Source organism: Chryseobacterium jejuense (assembly GCF_017877355.1).
Taxonomy (GTDB): Bacteria; Bacteroidota; Bacteroidia; order Flavobacteriales; family Weeksellaceae; genus Chryseobacterium; species Chryseobacterium jejuense_A.
Genome location: NZ_JAGIPR010000017.1, coordinates 43,045 through 61,898, shown reverse-complemented (window position 1 = coordinate 61,898; position 18,854 = coordinate 43,045). Strand labels below are relative to the sequence as shown.

At 35.7% G+C, this 18,854-nt stretch carries 15 protein-coding genes; 7 read left to right on the top strand and 8 right to left on the bottom strand.

All coding sequences use genetic code 11. The features are described from left to right. Window position 1: 1 nt before the first annotated feature. The 3 genes from J2772_RS23080 to J2772_RS23070 form a co-directional block, all read right to left on the bottom strand. The gene (locus tag J2772_RS23080; protein ID WP_209921106.1) at window positions 2-1,378 is read right to left on the bottom strand and encodes a hypothetical protein; all 1,377 of its coding nucleotides are present in this window, start codon (window positions 1,376-1,378) and stop codon (window positions 2-4) included. A gap of 3 nt (window positions 1,379-1,381) precedes the next feature. Further along, the gene (locus J2772_RS23075) at window positions 1,382-3,472 is read right to left on the bottom strand and encodes a type VI secretion system Vgr family protein (protein ID WP_209921103.1); all 2,091 of its coding nucleotides are present in this window, start codon (window positions 3,470-3,472) and stop codon (window positions 1,382-1,384) included. Between the two features lie 1,318 nt (window positions 3,473-4,790). Continuing rightward, window positions 4,791-5,018, bottom strand: a complete 228-nt coding sequence (locus J2772_RS23070; RefSeq protein WP_209921100.1) for a helix-turn-helix domain-containing protein — start codon at window positions 5,016-5,018, stop codon at window positions 4,791-4,793. 858 nt (window positions 5,019-5,876) lie between these two features. Here J2772_RS23070 and J2772_RS23065 point away from each other — a divergent pair. Together J2772_RS23065 and J2772_RS23060 are read left to right on the top strand one after the other, a co-directional pair. Further along, window positions 5,877-6,692 carry an RNA polymerase sigma factor gene (locus J2772_RS23065; protein ID WP_209921097.1) on the top strand — a complete coding sequence of 272 codons (816 nt, stop codon included), beginning with the start codon at window positions 5,877-5,879 and terminating at the stop codon, window positions 6,690-6,692. Window position 6,693: 1 nt separating this feature from the next. Beyond that, window positions 6,694-7,788 carry a hypothetical protein gene (locus J2772_RS23060; RefSeq protein ID WP_209921095.1) on the top strand — a complete coding sequence of 365 codons (1,095 nt, stop codon included), beginning with the start codon at window positions 6,694-6,696 and terminating at the stop codon, window positions 7,786-7,788. 439 nt (window positions 7,789-8,227) lie between these two features. On the opposite strand, the gene J2772_RS23055 is transcribed toward J2772_RS23060, so the two are convergent. After that, window positions 8,228-9,400, bottom strand: coding sequence for a hypothetical protein (locus tag J2772_RS23055; protein WP_209921093.1), 1,173 nt, complete (start codon window positions 9,398-9,400; stop codon window positions 8,228-8,230). A gap of 219 nt (window positions 9,401-9,619) precedes the next feature. Next, window positions 9,620-10,648, bottom strand: a complete 1,029-nt coding sequence (locus J2772_RS23050) for a toprim domain-containing protein (RefSeq protein ID WP_209921090.1) — start codon at window positions 10,646-10,648, stop codon at window positions 9,620-9,622. A 610-nt stretch (window positions 10,649-11,258) separates the two neighbouring features. Here J2772_RS23050 and J2772_RS23045 point away from each other — a divergent pair. The 5 genes from J2772_RS23045 to J2772_RS23025 all read left to right on the top strand — a co-directional run bounded on the left by J2772_RS23045 (window position 11,259) and on the right by J2772_RS23025 (window position 15,788). Further along, entirely contained in the window at window positions 11,259-11,939 is a 681-nt protein-coding gene (locus tag J2772_RS23045; RefSeq protein WP_209921087.1) for a hypothetical protein, read from the top strand. 1,007 nt (window positions 11,940-12,946) lie between these two features. Beyond that, window positions 12,947-13,612 carry a nucleotidyl transferase AbiEii/AbiGii toxin family protein gene (locus J2772_RS23040; RefSeq protein ID WP_209921084.1) on the top strand — a complete coding sequence of 222 codons (666 nt, stop codon included), beginning with the start codon at window positions 12,947-12,949 and terminating at the stop codon, window positions 13,610-13,612. Window positions 13,613-13,650: 38 nt separating this feature from the next. Continuing rightward, window positions 13,651-13,968 (top strand): DUF6922 domain-containing protein, encoded by a 318-nt coding sequence (locus J2772_RS23035; RefSeq protein ID WP_209921081.1) that lies wholly within the window; start codon window positions 13,651-13,653, stop codon window positions 13,966-13,968. A 136-nt stretch (window positions 13,969-14,104) separates the two neighbouring features. Beyond that, window positions 14,105-14,296 carry a hypothetical protein gene (locus J2772_RS23030; protein ID WP_209921175.1) on the top strand — a complete coding sequence of 64 codons (192 nt, stop codon included), beginning with the start codon at window positions 14,105-14,107 and terminating at the stop codon, window positions 14,294-14,296. Further along, window positions 14,265-15,788: a recombinase family protein gene (locus J2772_RS23025; protein ID WP_209921079.1), complete on the top strand. Its 1,524-nt coding sequence runs from the start codon at window positions 14,265-14,267 to the stop codon at window positions 15,786-15,788. The genes J2772_RS23030 and J2772_RS23025 overlap by 32 nt, the downstream gene beginning before the upstream one ends. 868 nt (window positions 15,789-16,656) lie before the next feature. On the opposite strand, the gene J2772_RS23020 is transcribed toward J2772_RS23025, so the two are convergent. The 3 genes from J2772_RS23020 to J2772_RS23010 form a co-directional block, all read right to left on the bottom strand. Continuing rightward, on the bottom strand, window positions 16,657-16,752 hold the full coding sequence (locus J2772_RS23020; protein ID WP_410494462.1) for a hypothetical protein: 96 nt from the start codon (window positions 16,750-16,752) through the stop codon (window positions 16,657-16,659). A 40-nt stretch (window positions 16,753-16,792) separates the two neighbouring features. Beyond that, window positions 16,793-16,987 carry a hypothetical protein gene (locus tag J2772_RS23015; RefSeq protein ID WP_209921172.1) on the bottom strand — a complete coding sequence of 65 codons (195 nt, stop codon included), beginning with the start codon at window positions 16,985-16,987 and terminating at the stop codon, window positions 16,793-16,795. Between the two features lie 629 nt (window positions 16,988-17,616). After that, window positions 17,617-18,846 carry a cytochrome-c peroxidase gene (locus tag J2772_RS23010; protein ID WP_245365312.1) on the bottom strand — a complete coding sequence of 410 codons (1,230 nt, stop codon included), beginning with the start codon at window positions 18,844-18,846 and terminating at the stop codon, window positions 17,617-17,619. Window positions 18,847-18,854: the final 8 nt, after the last annotated feature.

Here is an 18,854-nt window from a genome sequence, read left to right as displayed (position 1 = left end):
CTTAGTTTTTTGATGGTGATAATTGATTTGTTGCGAAGGATTTGCCCATTTTTAATGAGGCAGAATCAACACCAGCCTGTGATAATAACGTTTCCCAATCATCTCCGAGCCAGTCTGCGAGCTGTAACTTTATTTCGTTTATTTCTATTGGAGTCTTAAGTTTTTCCCCAAGGTAAAGACACATAAAAGAAGCATGTAAAAAGGTTGACTGCCTTCTCACATTAATATCCAAACATGCCCCTGCTGCTAAGGAAAATATAACATTCTCAAAAGCTTTGTTAAGGTCATTTTTTTCATAATAGATGTGTGCAATAAGCCTGTTCGCTTCCATCACACAGTATACATCCTGCCTTTTGGAAGCCTTTTCCGAAAGGTCTTCATAAATCCATAAGGCACTATCTTTATCTTTATTTCCAAATAATAAGGCAGCTTTTAAGAGCATACAGGACTTCCATACCGGATATCCCGTCGCATCATCATCCTGCATTGCCTTTGAGGATTCCTCAAGTGCCTTATCTGTGTATTCTTCACTTTTTTTTGTATTCTGCAAAGCAAAATATGCCTGTGCTGATACAAGTAATCCGGCGATTTTCGAAGAAATGGTACCAATCTCCCGAGTAATATCCAGTAAACGTTTTACTTCTACTTCAGTTCGGTTCTGTATTTTTTTTGTTGTAGAATCCATAACCACCATGACCTGTTTTCTGAACCGGGCATCAGGGTCTATGGTATTATATCCATCACTTGACTTATTCATTTCATTATTAATGGCCTCAGCCATCTTAAGTCGTGGATAGATATAGTGATATTTTTTACCCTGTAATTTAATCCGTCTTTCCTCCGCAAGATCCATTGTCACAATCCTTAAGTTTTCAGGGACTATTTCTATGACCTGCCCAAACCATTGTGCAACATTGTGTTTGCCCTGTACAGCCAAGGGAAAGTACAGGCAGAAATAGAAATGATTGCTCTGATCTGTAATGCTGAGTCTAAGGCGTTCAAGTTCACTGAACAGGTTCGATGCATTGGGCTCCAAGCTTTCATTGGGTACAAAAGGTTCCTTTATAAGTCCATTTTCCCAAAGTGCAAGATGCAGGTCTTTATCTTTTTTAGGGTGCGGAGCAAACCATGACCTGAATTCCTCCCATAGTTTCTGTTCAAATAATTTCTGATCGCCATTGTATTCCGTTTCAAAACGAAAAAAAATGTCATTGGCTCCGCCTGCAGGAGACTGTTCGATCTGTATGAATTTATCAATGATTTCAACATCGGGGTATTGGGATACCCATACAGCTACCTTCCAGTCATCTTTTCTTTCTGCATCAGCCCATAAGTTCTGGAGCTTATAATATTCCTGTGCGATTGATGATGTTTCCATGTCCTATGAATTAAGCTTTACAAGTCCACCAGTCACAATCGTTTCTCCTGATCCATCTATTGATACAGTCGCTCCGCTGATCTTCGTTTCTGGCCCATTGATTTCAACAGCAGTATTTCCGGTTGCTGTAATGGTTGTAGCTTTTACCTCTGCAACATTTTTTTCCGAACTTAGGTTAACGCCTGCGCCGCCACTTCCAACAGACACCATTGTATCTCCGGTTATTTTGATATTTTTAGCATGGATCGTAATCGTTTCATCGTCGATGGTTATGGACGATTTCCCGTTGGTCAGGGAGATTTTCTTACTGGATACCCCAGAGATTGTATCCTTACCGTCTACGGTTATTACGTTTCCACCTGTTTTATCAACAATAGTGATTCCGCCTCCGTCGTTTAAGCTAATGGTATGTCCACTTTTACTGCTCAAGCTTTTAACATTATTTCCCTGTCCGCCACCGCCACCAGCTCCACCATGAAACATTCCGCCCATCACAAAAGGACGGTCAGGATGCTGGTGCACAAAGTTGACCATGATCTGATCATCAACCTCAGGTATAGCCATAAAACCTCTGTTCTTACTGACTTTCTCACTACTACCTGCATCCGGGGTCATAACACGTATATATTCTGTGGTGTTGGAACCGTTCTGCCAGTCAAACTGTACCTGAACCCTGCCCTGATTCTGTGGGTCAGTATTGGAAATCACTTTTGCGAACTGTGGTTCTGCTTTAGGGTACTGGAATTCAGGTCGTGGCATGAAGCCTGTATCAGCAGCAATTCCAACAAAAGATCCTGTATAATAACCCCTCGCATCTACTTCATGCGTAACTTCGGTCATCATCAACTTTGTAAAATAAGACGTTTTGTTACTGTCCTGTTTACGCATTTCAATATCTGCCGTACATCCCGGATATAAGAAAGGGACAGATGTCGTGCCTGAGGTCGTAAAAACATCAACAGCATTGCTTCCAGCAGCACCTTTTTGTGAAGTATCAATATCCATCATTTTCGATGCTTTTATTGGAGCAATGCTCAGGGATGGAGTTGTAAAAGTTTTTTCTGAAATTTCGTATGCACGCTTTGCAATGTCAGATGTGTGGCTGATCTTGGAAGCACCGGAGGTTAGTTTTTCATTTTTGCTACTATTATAACCATAAAAAGATGGTTTTACGTGAAGGGCTTTCATCCTGATCTTGACATCCTGGACATTACTTCCGTAAGTTAATTTAACAGGTTGCTGCTGTGGAGGTAATTTTCCAAAATGTAGCACTTCACCATCAAAGAAAAACTGTTCTCCATAGGCTTCTGCTATTCTTGCCAGATAATTGTAATGGGTCTCATGATATTGCGAACTATAGGACACATTTCCATAGCTGGCATCAACCCTGATATCATATTTACTACTACCCAGTCCTTCTTTAATAACCTGGTCTGCAATGCTGTTCAGGCTTATTTCCTGTTTCCCTCCAAAACTCTGCGTATGAGGGGCTGAATCCAGTAATATAGTTGGGCTGCAACCAGATAGTACAAGATTCCCCAAGCTTCCTTTCTCCTGGCTGAATCCTACTTCGGTAACAACACCGATAAAATTACGTTCAGGACCATCTTCTACATCTTTATATTTAAATACTACTGTGATTCTTTTACCAAGAAAGTTCTGTGCTTCTTCAAGATTATGGTTCTCGGGATTCCCCAGAGTATCATGAGCCAGAATAAGCTCAAAATCGTGATGTTTTGTAGCACTCTGAACCAATTTAAAATGTTTGAAATATTTAATGGGTTTTCCTTCTACATGAATATCAAGCTTGACAACCCGATTGATTCCTGCTATGGCACTTTCGGGAATTGCCTGTGCATTGAAAATCTTTGAAGTTGGCTGCTGAGCCCAGACCTTATTCTGTACTACAGTAGGAGCAGTAGGAATCAAAGGCTGGTTCATAAAACTTTGCGTCATGCTGCTTGCCGCTTTGATGGTTGACAGCGTTTTATTGGAAGTCGGAATATTCGTTGCTATTTCTTGAATATTTTTAGCAATATCTCCTTTTAATGAATCTCCTCCTTTCTTGGGAAGACTCTTATCGTCTTGAAACATGATGTCATAATTTTTTTCGGTTGTGTTAATCATGAATTGGAATGGCTTCCAAATAGGATGAGACTATTTATGTCAGATCACAGTCAGTAAATCATGGTCTCCGCAGAATATTTACTTTTTTGGCTGGATCGATACAAGATCGGTTAGTGTTTAGTAACGAACTAAAATTCTTTTTAGCTGCTTATGGGAAGCGCTATTTTTGATTGATTGGTTTTTATTTTCATAAGTTTTTTATGGATTTAGTGATGCAATATATTGAGTCTAAATTTCACCCACAAATGAATTAGGAATTATTTTAAAAAGTGTCGTAGTTCTACGATTTTTTGATAATCAGAAAGATAATATGATATTTTTAGTCTTCCTTACGGTAATCCGTAACCAAGTTTTTAATATTAAATACTAGGCTGTATTCTTAAATAAATTAAAGATGTAATTGCAAGAATTATTTATAGAATGATTTTTTACTTAAATTCTGAAATAGAATCATCAAAAGGAGGAGGATTATAGAAATTGTTGATAGAGTTGCTAATTGTTGGTTAATACTTTTCACTTGTGTACAGTCAGGTATAAAATACTATGTATTGTGTATTTGTTGTCGATTAATATTTTATCGAAAATATAAATTTACGATGTGAAAATATAGGGTTTTCCACATTGCGTGAAATGGAAAATGGTTTTGTTTTTTTTTGCAGCGCAAATTTGAATAACTATGATGAATAATTTTATACTAATCACCATAACTAAATAATAAAAAAATATGATATTATACAGAGTAATTGAAATACATCTAAATGATGTTGTATATGTTGTGACTAAAGGATTAAAACCTTTTATAGGTAAAGAAATTAGAATTGTTGTTGGCGATAATCAATAAGAAGATTATATAGACGTTATTAATATATTATTGAAAATAAATCAAACATTTCTGAAAATCGAAATATAGGATATTATTCACGGCATTTAAAATTTAGAGTAGAGGAAGAAAGTTGCTAAGATCTATATGAAACTAATTCTGATATTAGTATTTCTAAGGGCTGATTTTATTGACAACCGAAGAAACTAGATTTAAATATGAATTCAAATAAATGTCTATGTGAAAACAAAAGAATTATAGCGGTATCAGTTAAATGCAAGGTAGCCTAGCTGATATGTTATCATTCTAATTTAAACACAAAGTCCAATAGTCCAGACCAAACAATAACCAAGAATTTAACAGACTGTTTGTGAATTATTTAGCATATAACTTAAAATATTTGGTTATTACAAAGAAGTCAAAGAAGCTAGAAATATTTACGTTAATATATGCGGTATATATTAATTATTTCTCATTTAGCAAATCTGGAAGAGTAGTTTTTAAAGCATCACATACTTTTAATAATGTAGAAAAAAGATAATCCTCCTTGCCATTTTCTATATCGCTAATTTTAGATCTATCCATTTTGGGTATTCTATTAGACAATTGCTCTTGAGTTAACTTTAATTCTATGCGTTTTTCCTTAATTCTCATACCTACATGTTTGTATGCTTTTAAATATTTATCATCCATTGTAAATAAATTTTTGTGGTTTAATTGCCACATTTAAAAAATAATTCTTATATTTGCTTTAACGATTTGATAATTAAGCCAAATGGCATTAATTGACGATATTTTCTCGTTCCGCAAACGACCATAACCGACGAGAGGATCGTGAAATCGCTCCATGTTTAAAAGTTTATTAACTTTGCATATGCATGTGAGCGGTTCTCACGTAAACTTTCAATGGAAATCATTAGTGAAAATTAATGATGGGCTTGGTCGCCCAGCGGATTGAAAGTGTGAGACCGCTCCTTGCTTTTTACAAGGACCTTCTTCATAAGAAAACATCGTTCTATACCAACCATTAAAAAAAGTTAATATGAGAACGAAATTTTTTAAGATTCCGATTAAGGAACCGCCAGCAGGCTAATCCTCTAATTTTAATACAGATTATCATTCCTGTACCTCAAATTAAAATGAGGTAAGTTTTCCTATGGATTACAAAATAACCCAACTATAAAAGCCAATGCTTTTTTAAACTCGCACGTTAAAAGTAGTATTTTGCTGTATAACTACCAAATTCTAATGTTGTAAAGATAAAGTAATAAAGGTATAGGGCTGTTTTTCAGTATATGATATTATTTGTCTCGTTATGAACATTACAATGGAAGTTTAGCGATTGTGGAAGTAATCCTATGATTTAAAATCTTAGTTACTTTATCAACCAGATCTTTTTTTGTAAGCATTGAATAGCTATGATTTACGTTTTACCTGCCTTTTCCAAGGCAAAACCTAATTGCCTTGGAATATAAATCACTTTTATAACTGGCTTGCATCTTTAGTTACTAAAATTGTTTCATTAATAGTTTATCTAAAATTACACTACTTATGAAAAGAACAGACTCTTTGACTCGTATGCCCACCGACCATCAGCTATATGAACTGCTGAAAAAAGGTAATCCGACTTCTTTAGAACATATTTATTCCCGGTATAAAAGACTTCTATTCTGGCTTGGCAGACAAATGCTCGACGATGATTTTGCAGTAGAAACGCTTGTGCAGGATACCTTTCTCAAATTGTGGTTACACCGCGATTCCATTGAAACTCCTAATCATATTCTTGGCTTTTTACGTTTTGTTTTGAAAAGAGATTGTATCTCATATTTCAATGCTCCAAAAAATAAATTTATCCGCTTAGTTGATTCTCTTGAACGTTTTGAGAATTATCAGGATTATCTCATTGGTTATGATCCCCTGCAAGATAAAGAACATCTTCTCCGTCAGGAATCTGATCAAAAAGATTTTAATGAGGTTAACAGCGTTTTAAACGTACTAAGTCCCAAAAGAAGACACTTGATTGAACTTTGTCTTGAATATGGTTTTCAGTACAAAGCAATTGCAGAAGCAATGGGAAGCAGCATAAAAGACATAAGTAACGAAGTAAACAGAGCGATAGATGATCTTCGGAAAATTATTAAAGGAAGTTCTTTCGAACAATCACAGAAAAAAGCTTCAGGTAATGAAGAGCAGCTAGACGAACTTAGTAACCGACAGCTCGAGATATTAAAAAGAAGGTTTGAGCAAAAATCTTCCTTCATAGTAATTGCCAAGGAACTCAAGCTTTCAGAAAAGGAAGTTCACCTAGAATTTCTATATGCTTATCAATTTCTACAAATTCGAAATACTTATCAAATCCCTATTTGAAATGGAAAAATCAACGATTACACTTACCCGAAAAATTCAGCTGCTGATCGACGTACCAAGCAATGAAAAGAACGAGATGTGGGAAAAACTCTACCGTTATCAGAACCGCTGTTTCCGAGCGGCTAATTTAATCGTTTCCCATTTATATGTTCAGGAAATGATCAAGGATTTCTTTTACCTGACCGAGGAAATCCAATATAAGCTGGCCGACGCAAATAAAGATCAAATGGGAATGTTTAACCGTTCGAAAACAAACAGCACAGCAAGAATGGTTTTTGACCGATTCAAAGGGGAAATTCCCACCGATATTCTGGGAAGCCTTAACAATACAATTCAATCAACCTTTTCTAAAAATAAAGCAGACTATTGGCAAGGTCTAAAGTCTTTGAGAAATTATAAAAAGGATATTCCAATTCCGCTTCCTGTAAAATGCATCAGCAAAATGAGATATGATTCTGAAAAGAAGGCATTTTGCTTCAACATGTTTGCGCTCCCAGTTAAAACGTATTTAGGAAGAGACATCTCTGATAAGCGTCTGATCATGGAGCAACTCTTAAGAGAAGAAATAAAGCTTTGCACATCACAGATTCAGCTAAAAGACAGGAAAATCTATTGGCTTGCAGTATTTGAATTTGTAAAGGAAGACCATGCTTTAAAACCCGAAATCATTGCAGAAGCTTCATTATCTCTGGAACATTCTATCGTGGTAAAAGCCAATAATATACGTATAAATATTGGATCAAAAGAAGAGTTTTTGTATCGAAGGCTCGCCATTCAGGCAAGTCAAAAGAGAATTCAAACTGGTATTGCCTATTTGCGCTCTGGAAAAGGAGTCAAACGCAAACAAAAGGCATTGTATAAAACAGAAAATTTGGAGAGCCGGTATGTCAATCATCGGCTTCATGTGTACAGTAGGAAGCTTATCGATTTCTGCATCCGGCAGCAGGCAGGAACACTTATTCTTAAAAATCAAGAAGATAAAATTGGTATTGCAAAAGATAATGAATTTGTACTTCGCAACTGGAGTTATTACGAATTGCAGACCAAAATAAAATATAAAGCAGAAAAAGCTGGTATCGAATTAATCATTGGATAACTAAAAAAATAACGAGGGTGCTTGTACACCCGTAGGGTGAGGTCATGAGCGCTCACTAAATACTTTAGTAGTATATACAACGGCGTGGGCTCTTTTTTTACTTATAATATATAACAGAAGATATAAATATTACGAATTACATCTCCTAAAATACAGTAGAATTTAAAGTCTAATGACTGGTCAGACATAGCGGAAGAATATAACTTAAGTTTGAAGAAGTCAAATCAATAATATTCGACAGCAATTAAGGAAATGGCGGAATAGCTCGGAATATAGTAGGACGATCCGGGCATTGATTTTTGCCCTTCAGGATATTTTCGGGAGCATGACATATTGTCCATGAATAGTTTTGCAAACCACCGTGTAGATTTCGATTGAGCTGGCCACGCATTGGAAGGGGTGAAGTTAGCAATGCATAGCAATCAAATAATGCTTCAATTTAGCTTAAATTGGTCTTACGCGTTTTTTTCTTCTTTTTCTTTTGGACCGGAATTTCTTCAAGCTCCTGCTTATTGGAGGTCCCAAAACTTAGTAGTGAAAGCAGTGCTGTTGCCAGTTCAGCTACCGCAAAGATCTGCTGGAAGGCAGCAAAAGGAATGTGACTGGCAGCGGAAAGTTCCCAGCAGATATTGTTCATTTCCTCTTTCAGTTTACCCTCATCCGATCTGTCAGAGGCCGGATTTTTCATCCGCTCATATTGGATCGTTTTTTCAAGTGTACTAATGACAGAATCAAGATATTTTTTCTTTTCACCAGCAAAAACATCCGAATCAGTTAAGAGTACGGTGTTTTTGCGCTTAAGAAGCATATTATCATTTTTCAGGCTGGCGATTTCCTTTTGTAGCTCAATGATCTGCCTAATTTTAGCGTTCAGTTCATCTGTGTTTTTTTGTAATTCAATGTTAAATAGCCTATAGGCATTTCCAAAATTGGCGATGGTCTCTTCTGTTCTGACCTGCTGCTTTCCAAAGAAATTGATGTTTTTAACGATCAGATCCTGAAACTTTCCTGAACCCAGCTGAGCTTTCATACCGTCTAACTTCTGTTCCAACGCCTGTAATTCTTCTTCTTTCTTTTTAATCTTGAACTCCACGGCTTCCAGTCTGCCGACGGAACCTGATGTACCTCTTTCCATGCTAAGACATTCAGCGGTAATGTCCTGCATCCTAGAATAATGAAAAGACTGGTGTTTTAATGTTTTTCCAGTTTTTAGATCCTGCCAGTCAGCGACAAGATGGGCATGTAGGTTCGGCTTCCATTCGTTGGAATCTTTGTCCCAATGACCTTCATCCTTATGGATGGCGATCTGGAAAATCCTGATCCCCAGTTCTTCCTCAAGCCGTTTTGACAAATCATGTAAATCTTTCATGGTAGTGTCCTCTTTTATGACAACCACAGCCTCACGGATGGGCATGGCGTTGCACTGTAATTTCCGGCCGGATTTCTCTTTACAATAGACTTCTATTTTCTGTATCCTGTCCGTGATTTTGTCCACCTGCCAGTACTTATTTTTGGAAGTCAGTTCCTTTCGGATATAATCAAAAGTTTTCCTACGGAAATTATGGGCTTCCGAATCTGATTTAACTGCCTTAAAATTGATGGATGTTTTCATATTTCCCCCTCTATTTTTTTATTCTGATCGGCAAGCAGTATGCTTGCTGGATAATTTTCAGGAAGCGAGCTTCCTGAAAAGCCCCTAGAAACAGATCCGTCAGGATCTGTTTTGGAAAGCCTCGCAGAGCGAAGTAGAAACTTTGTTGAGAGGGCAGCGACCTTCAAAGTTGCGAATGAGCTCCTAACTTCTGCGGGAAGCTTAGTAAAAAGCACAGCCCTACATTCTTCTGCGCAATCCCTTCGTTGCTTTGTTTTTTACGCCCTTGCACGGCGCCCGTTTTTCTGCACTATCATTTTTCTGTTGAGCAATACCCTCTGTTTTTGATGTAGATAGAGCCTGTCGTTGTCTTTTTTTCATGAGGTACTGGTTCAGGTCCTTATAATCTGAATAGATATGTGAAAAGTCCTTTGCATGGGGGTAAACGTTAAGAATTGTATTGGTTGATTTCTTGCCAGCTTTATCATTATCCAAAAAAAGGTTTATTTCAGTATATCCTTTCAGGATGTCGATTGCCTTTTTAAGTAAACTTGTTGAGTTGAGGACAAGCAGGTCTCCCTGATAGCTGCCTTTCAGTTCCAGAAAGGAGAGCGCATCCATGAAACCTTCCATAATGACTATCTTGCCATCAGGATTTCCATCAGAATGTACTGGCAGAACTCTTTCAGGATATTGCTCTTGATTTCCAGCATTCTGGACTGCTGTACCGATATGAATTATTGAAATGTCTTTATTGAGCAAAGCTCCTTTGTAGTATGGATTGCGAAGCTCCCATCCACCAGATCGGTTTTCAAATCCAATGGCGTAGTAGGGTTTGTCCTTTATTGTGAACCAGATTTCCTTGATATACCGATATATTTTTGATGACAATCCTCTTTCCCAAAGGTATTGCAAAAGATTGGGATGTGAGAGTTTCTGTACCTTATCTATCCTATATTCGGCAGGTATTTTCCTAACCCGTTCAGCTTGCTGGTGAAAAGAAGAAAAATTTTGAGCGGATGCCCATTCCAGAGCGCCCTTAACAGATGTCCCCAGATATTTCTGCACAAAATCCGTATTGGTTCCGCCGATACCTTCGGAAAACAAGTGCCAGACATTGCGGCTTCTGTCAACTTTGAAAGAGGCTTGGGATTCAGCGGTAAAGGGACTGAGGTACCAAGCTTCTTTATCATTTTGTCTGATTGGAAAGTGTCCGAGAGCAAGGAGGACTTCTTCCAATCCTATGGAATTAAATTGCTTACAGTTCATTTCGTGGTATAAATTTTTAGAAAATACCACGTTCTACTTTCTCTGCACTCTTATCGACGTTTATTGGCTCCATTTGGCATCAGGTTTCCTAATGGAAGCATTTAAATGGCTGCTGATAAAATTGTAACAATATACTCTTGGATTAAGGTTTCTATTTCTATCATCCGCAAGTATAAAGAAGGTAAAATTACTTGCTTTACGCTTTTGCTACAATAAAAGCATTTAACAATAAAAGCATTAGGTAAAAACAGCGGACAATTATAAAGCAAGATTTAGGAGCAAGCACCATAAATAATGTGCAAGTTTGTTTTTCGTGTTTAAATAGAAGAAAGCGAGGTGATTGACATGGTTTTCTACGAAATAAGCTTATAAACGTTTTTAATTTATGGAAAGGCGATCATAAGGGATAGTGAGGGAAATACTGTTTCTATAATACTAGATTATAGGGAATGGAATCAGTGCTTTTTGCTTGTAAGGTAATTTTATATTTTTGCAGATTTTTTATGCCGTCTATACTCTACAATGTTACTGAGGTTATTTTAGAGACTGTTAGCACGCACTGTATAAAAAGTCAGAAACAATTTATTAACATATTAAAATACTAAAAAAAATGGTTACTATTATTATCGCAATATGTGCGGTTATTATTCTATTGATCCAGAAAGCGGAAAGTACTGTAAGTAATGAACAGATTCTTGTAAAACTGGAACAGTTTCATTTTAGGGTAAAATCGCAGTTCACGGCTATTGTGGAGGCTCCGTATTCAGAGACGAGACAACGAACAACCAAATGGATTTTCTTTTTATTTATACTTATTGCAATACTTCACTACATCAGTGTCGCTATTTTTGGAGAAAATTCTATTCATAATCTACTAAGCGACCAAAAAGCTTTGGTGTTCACCATGATAATACTGGTTATAATATCTGGGCACTACAATAGAATTGATATGTTTAAGGTAGGAGCTGTGATTGCATTTGCCAGTGCACTAATGATTTATGGTCTGCATAATAATATGGATAAAATACTCGGAACAGAGCTTCTTGTTGCTGAACTTCCGATTGGAATTGCCTGGAAGGACGCAATCGTAATTTTAGGAGGAATAGCAATTTTGACCATGATGATAGTATTTGTGCTGGTGGCCAGACTGATCTCCTTTTTATTGTATCATGTTATTCGGGCACTATTTAAGTTGTGTTTAAAGTTGGGACCAAACAAGCCTTTGAAAACCCTGATCGTTATCGTTGAATGTCTTTCGATAGTTGGAGTAGCTGTGATGAGTGTATTATAAATCTAATTGTACCTGATATGGAAGTTTTCTTTTTAGCGTTGATTATAATATAAACATAGCTAAACAGGAAATCTTCTAAAATGATCGGAATGCTATTTTATTATGAGTTCCCCAAGATCTGGTTGTTTTATTTTGGTTATACTTTTGGAATTAAGAATTTTATGAATTCATTAACATTAATAAGAGGAAAAAATCCCTTAATTAGCAATTCGAAATAATTTTTTTTCATCATTTGTGTTTTTATCTCCGGCCTTGTCCGGGGATTTTGCTTTTAGTAGATATATCTCCAACACATCATATAGAATAATCGTCAGCTGTACAACAACGCCCGTTATTCGCATTTTATAAACCCCTTTAATTATTAGGGTTTATTCGGCAATAAACATCTGGTAAGGTTTTCTTTTCTTTCGTGGGGAGGAAATTCAGAATTTTGTCCAGAAAGGAAGCTAAGAAACAGTGCTTTTTCATTTCCTATTTAAGATTAACTGCTGTTTATCTACAAAGTTTGCAATAGATCATTTCTAGATAAAGTATTATAAAATGTTGCATCAGTAGTTATCAGATCTTGTGCAAGTTTGTTCTTTTTCTTTATGCATATCCATAATTTTTGCTCAACAGTATGTTTGCACTTCCCTTTATAAAGAACAAAACTGCTTACCGTTAACCCTATATCCTTAAAGAAAAAGAGAAAAACATATATATGGATTGCAGCCCATTATAGGTTCATTATATCTTAAACCAATTACATCCTTTCATCGGAAAGGAGCAAGTTATCTTTTGAGCAGCTCAAAACAACTTGCCCTGACGGGATTTTAAACCCGCTCCGAAGTCGCTTTGTTTATTATTTTAAATAGATAAAAAATAAGTCATTATTTATATGGTTGCAGGTTACTGTCAAACTCATCTATAGGATACAATTAGGACAATAAAAGCCAAAAGAAGCCACTAAATACTACTTTAACATAACGGATCATTTACAGGAATAATTTGCTGAAAAATGATTCATTATGTTATACAAAGAAACTGTCAGCAATGAAATGTGGGAACTTCTTCAAAAGCTGATGAAAGATGAAAAACTCAAAGACTACATCTTAGTCGGAGGTACTGCATTGTCCCTTAAAATAGGACATCGAAAATCAGTAGATATAGATTTGTTCGCTACAAAAGATTTCGACTCAAAAGAAATGCTAAACTATTTACATAATACTTATGGGACTGATCTAAATCAAAGCCAGCTATATAATAATACAGTACTTACCTATATCAATGATGTAAAAGTTGATGTCGTCACCCATAAATACCCATTATTAAATCCAATAGAAGAAAAAGAAGGTGTCCGAATGATCTCTAATGATGATATAGGAGCAATGAAACTTCATGCCATCTTTCAAAGTGGAAAAAGAATGAAAGATTTTGTAGATATGTATTTTCTTCTGGACGATAAACCTCTGAAACATTATCTTGAAAGTTATGAAAAAAAGTATGATGGTCATGACTTTTTGGCGGCTTATGCACTATCATATTTCGGTAATATAGAAAGAGAATTTGATGTTTCAATGATGAAAGGAAAAGAGAACAATTGGCTAAAGATATCAGAACGCTTAAAGAAGGCAGTAATCAATCCGGAAATGAAATTTAAACCACCTCAAAAAGGAAGGGGTTTCCGGATGTAATTATTGTTTAATTCAATGAAAATCAGTAAATTTACTCTATGAAAAAGGCAGTTGATAATTCGCTAAAACCCAATCTTCATCACAAATTTTTTTGGGATACTAACGTAGACAAGCTGGATTGGCAGAAAGCCTATCAAGCTGTAATCGGTCGGATAATGGAACGTGGAGGCGAGGATGAAATTGATGAGATTGTTCGTTTTTATGGATATGAAAAAGTAATTAAGGCAATTCGGGACGAAATCTATTTTTTACCTAATTATGCGATTGATCGTGCTTTAAAATTCTTCCCTGAACTTAAAAAAGAAGAAATGTATTGTTATTTAAATCGAAAGGATAAACCTTATCATTGGATTTGATCCTATAACGATTAGGCATATATAAGACAAATCGTGCCTCTAAATACCAATTTAGTAACGAAAGTTTGTTTCTCCTTTAGATTTATGATAAAATCTGAAAGACAGATTTTATCATAAATCTAAATCATAGGATGAAATGGAAAGCGGTGCTGATAAAAAGGAAGAGAACTGGACAACAGACAATGAATTGGACAAAAAGATAGAAGAACTGAAAGAAGATAGGGAGAGAGAGAAAGAGGACAAACTGGAAAAACTTATCATACAGATCATCGTCTCATCAACTTTAAAAGAATACTATGAAAAAAGCCATAAGATACCTAAGGTTTAGTAAACAGGGACAGAGTGTCTGCTCAATAGAGAGGCAGGAAATGATTACTGATAATTGGTTAAAGTTCAATGGTGTGGAATTGATTGACTCTTTTGTAGATCAAGGGAAAAGTGCACGGACTTTTGACCGTCCGGACTTCATCAAACTTAAAGAATTTATTGTTAGGCATCATAACAAAGTGGACTACCTTGTTGTTGACCAGCTTGACCGTTTCAGCCGTATAGCTGATGAAGCAATTACAATGGTAAAGGCGCTACAAAAAACATATGGTATCCAGATCGTCAGTGTAACAGAAAATATCACCTTTGATTATGATACCCCCGGGAGTTATTTTCGGGCAGGTTTACAGCTATTACTCGCTGAAGAGGAAAATATCAATAGGAGTGTAAAAGTAAGAGGGGGAATATACACTGCAAAAACCGTAAAGGGCAGGTATACATACAAGAATCCACCATTCGGATATAGGAAGGAAGGCTTAGAAAAGGCACGCATACTGGTGGTTGATGAATCTCAGGCGAAAATAGTACGTTTCATCTATGATTCTTTTCTGCGAAATACACCTATCTATCTGATAAGAAAACAGGCCGAAGAACTTGGGTTTACAATCAAGGGCAATATGGCTATTGAGCGTGTTTTAAAAAATCCAGCTTATACTGGACTCATCAAAGCCAGTTCACATCAAGGAGCACCGGGTGGACTATTCCCGGGTATCCACGAACCAATAATTGACAGGACTACATGGCAGATGGTACAGGAAAAGATCAAACGGCCAGGGAAGACAAGGACAGTCATTGATGATGAAATTCCTTTGCGTGGCATTTTGAAATGTCATTGTGGTAATCCTCTTTCAGGGGCTCCTTCAAGAGGTAAGTCGGGAAGATACTACCATTACTATAAATGCAAACACAGCAAGCATAATAATATAAGCGCTATTAAAGCCCATGAGCAATTTTCGAAAATCTGTGAGCTTATGAGCCTTCCCACTACCCGTGTAAGAAAGATCAGAACGGAAAGCAGGGAGTCGATTGACAGGGAACTGGAATTCAACTTGAAAAAGGTTAGTGAGAAGAAAAAGCAATTACAGGAGAATGAAGAGAAGCTATATTCGCTTGAAGAGAAATGGATAAAGAATGAGATTAATAAGGATACCTATGACCGCTGGTATTCTATCTACAATGCAGAGATTATAAGCTTAAGAGGAGCTATTGAAAGATTGAGTGAAAATAGAAGTCTTGCATTTGGTATACTGGAAAATAAATTGGATATGTTGACCGATCTACGTTATGTATATGATTCAGCGGAAACGCTTCAAAAACGGGAATTTGTAAGCTTGGTGTTCGACAACAATCTTTATTATGAAAATCAAATCTTTCGAACACCTACCATGATGGAGATATTGTCGCATAATCACCTGAAAATGAGGGATAAAGGACTTCTTATATACGACAAAAAAGAGGATCTTTTATTAAAAGACCCTCTCAGCGGAGAGTGAGGGATTCGAACAAATTATTATGAAAGATCAAGAATTAAAAAGTGAAAGATAAACACAAAGAGACTACAGCATTGGCTTTATATTGAAGGTAGTTTCTCAGATAGAAAATGGCAGTTATACCTAATAGAATGCCCAAAAGGATTAAGGCATAAACGAATTTTTATCCAAAGATACCCTCCAATTATTCCGTTTACTTTTGTTTTTTTTGAAAAATATTCATAGTTGCCAGAAAGGCCATAATAATTTGGAAATATAATTAGAAAATAACTAAATTTTTAAATTAAGCAGGTACAAGAAAATTTAGCCTCCACCTTACTCGGAGCACGCATAAATATGAAGACTGTTCCTTTTTGAGAATAGAAATAGATCATTTCATTTAAACTTAATCCAAAGCTGGTAGACTTTGTAGAACAAAGAGATTAAAAAATGATATTTAAGAATGAAATCTTAAAATGTCGGTCTTGTGACCAAGACGATCGTATCTTCAAACACTTTTATAGATGATTTGGTTCGATTAATTTAAATTAAAAATGAATTATATCCCTCCAATTTATCAAACAAATTCTATTAGACTTTTGTTTAATGCAATTTAGTTTTCAACGCTTGTGGAAATTACTGTTGGAATAGTAAATGTTTATTTGGCTGTTTCGGTCTTGTACTCATAACCGAAGAGATATCGAAACATTTGGTGGAAGATTTGGAAAGAATCGTAGAGTTAAATAATACTTTCCTGTGATCTTAATTAGCATGTCTTCAAATACTGTTAATGTTTTTTGTCTTGTTATTTCTTACGTCATCAATCATAAAGGGTTAAAAAGTTCATTTTTTACCAAGTAATTTTTATTAGGGGTAGATATGATAATATAGATTAATAAAATATTTTGCTATTGATAATCAAGAATATTCCTTGGTTTTGCAGTTTTTTAATTGCTCTTATAACAGTTTTGACACGTAAACCTGTCAAATTCGCAATTTGCTGTCTGGTGATAAATACTTGATACGAGTCAGCCTTCAAGGACTTTAATACCTATATGTAAATACATTTCTTTTTCAAATTCATTCAAAACATACAGGATATCAAATCCTGGACTGGGATTTGGGATAGGAATAAATAATTCAATACTGTTATTTTCTTCAAAAACATAATATTCCCAATCTATCTTTTCTAATAGTCTCTTTTTATTAATAATTTTAATCAATTTTAGCTAAAGATGTAGATGGACAAGCCACAAAGGTAAGCATAGCATTCCTAGATAGAACAGGCAAAGTGATATTGTAACTTTCTCGATCGATAGTAATAGAATGAAAAGAGGTGTTTTTGACTATTATATTAAAGGTGAGCATATAGGATAAATAATGTCCCCTGAAGCTGCCTTGCACAATTTACCTTATTGTCTATTTTGCCAAGAAGTAATACAAGATTTTAGCAAGAAATTTCGAATGTTAAAATAAATTTAATCGATAATGTAAAATATTAAAAAATGAAAGCAAAAAAAATAAGGTATGCTATATTAGCAGTTACACAGTTTACATAAAAATTCAATAAAGAAAATAATACAAATATTGAAAATAGAGAGGAAATACTAGATGGTTCTCCTTTCGTAACCATAGATTTTAAAGATACCCCGTTTCAATTAATTTTTACATGCACCTATGAATTGGGAAGAATCCAAAAAGTGACAAATAATACTAAACAAGAAGAAGCATATAAAACACTTAAAAAATGAATAAAGAAAAAGAAGTAATCAAAATTATTTACTTTTTAACAAGAAAAAACCGTCTCAGTTGTGAGACGGCTTCTTTTCATTAAGCATAAATTTGAAATGCACTATTGATTAATAAAAGGATTTGACCATTTTTTATCCGTATATATATTTTTTCCGGAAAGGGTTTTAAGAAATGCTACAAGTGCTTTTTTTTCTTTTTCCGTGACTCTCAGGTTATTGGCTAGTGCCAATCGTATATCCAGTTTAGGATTCTTGCTGCTTTTTGGCACTTTATTATAATGATCTACAACACCCTCTAAAGTGGTAATAAGCCCCGAATGCATCATCGGTCCGTTGGATACCCCATTGCTGTTTACAAGATCCCGTAAGGAAGGAGATTTCGTAACGTTAATATCAATCCCGTTACTGTTGATTATATTGATGACTCCGTTATTACTGGAAATAGGAGCTATACTGAATTCAGGAGCTCCATGGCATCCGGCGCATCCAAACCCACCAGCTATACGATCACCCCCGACCAGTAAACTCAGCACAGGGATCTCAAGGAAGAGCTTTTTGCCTAAGTTTTCTTCTGCTGTAAAATTCGAGAATGAAGAAAAATCTGAAAAAGACTTGGCTCTGCCCTGATCATATTTAGAATCAAAGGAGGTAATACTTCTTACAAACTGAGCCAACGCATTCTGCATTTTACGTTCAGTAATATCAGAACTTCCATATGCTTTGGTAAATAATTCCTGATAGTAAGGTAGACCTTTGAGTCTGGTAATGAGATCATTCACTGAAAGGTCACCATTACTGCCGCTAAATCCCATTTCTATATGATCTTTAATCGGCATTGTAGTTTGGGTTTCTAAAGAGGAAGCTCTTTCATCCCAGAAAAAACGGGATTCAAAGGAAAATCTTGTATTGACCAGTCTCATTGAATGTCTTCCTGTCTGTCCGTTCACCCCTTGGCTTGCAATGCTGTTGTCTCCGAATGCCAGCTCCTGTTTATGACAACTGGCACATGACACCGTATTGTTAGAGGAAAGATTCTTATCATAAAATAAAACCCTTCCCAAGGTAGCTCCTGCATCTGTTATCGGGTTTAGAAAGGGAGCATTGTCTTGAATTATATACGAAGGAATGTCCTGATCTGAATAGTTTGCCAGATTATTCAGATCAATGTTATTTCCAAAAGTAGCTGTTAAAGCACTGGAGGATCTTTTATAGTTGGACAAAGCTGAAATTTCAGGATCTGCTTCGGAAATGGGTTCATAAAGAGCATCGTTTTGACATGATACTATGCTCATCATTATGAAGAGCATAAGGAATAATTTTTTGTTTCTCATATAAAGGT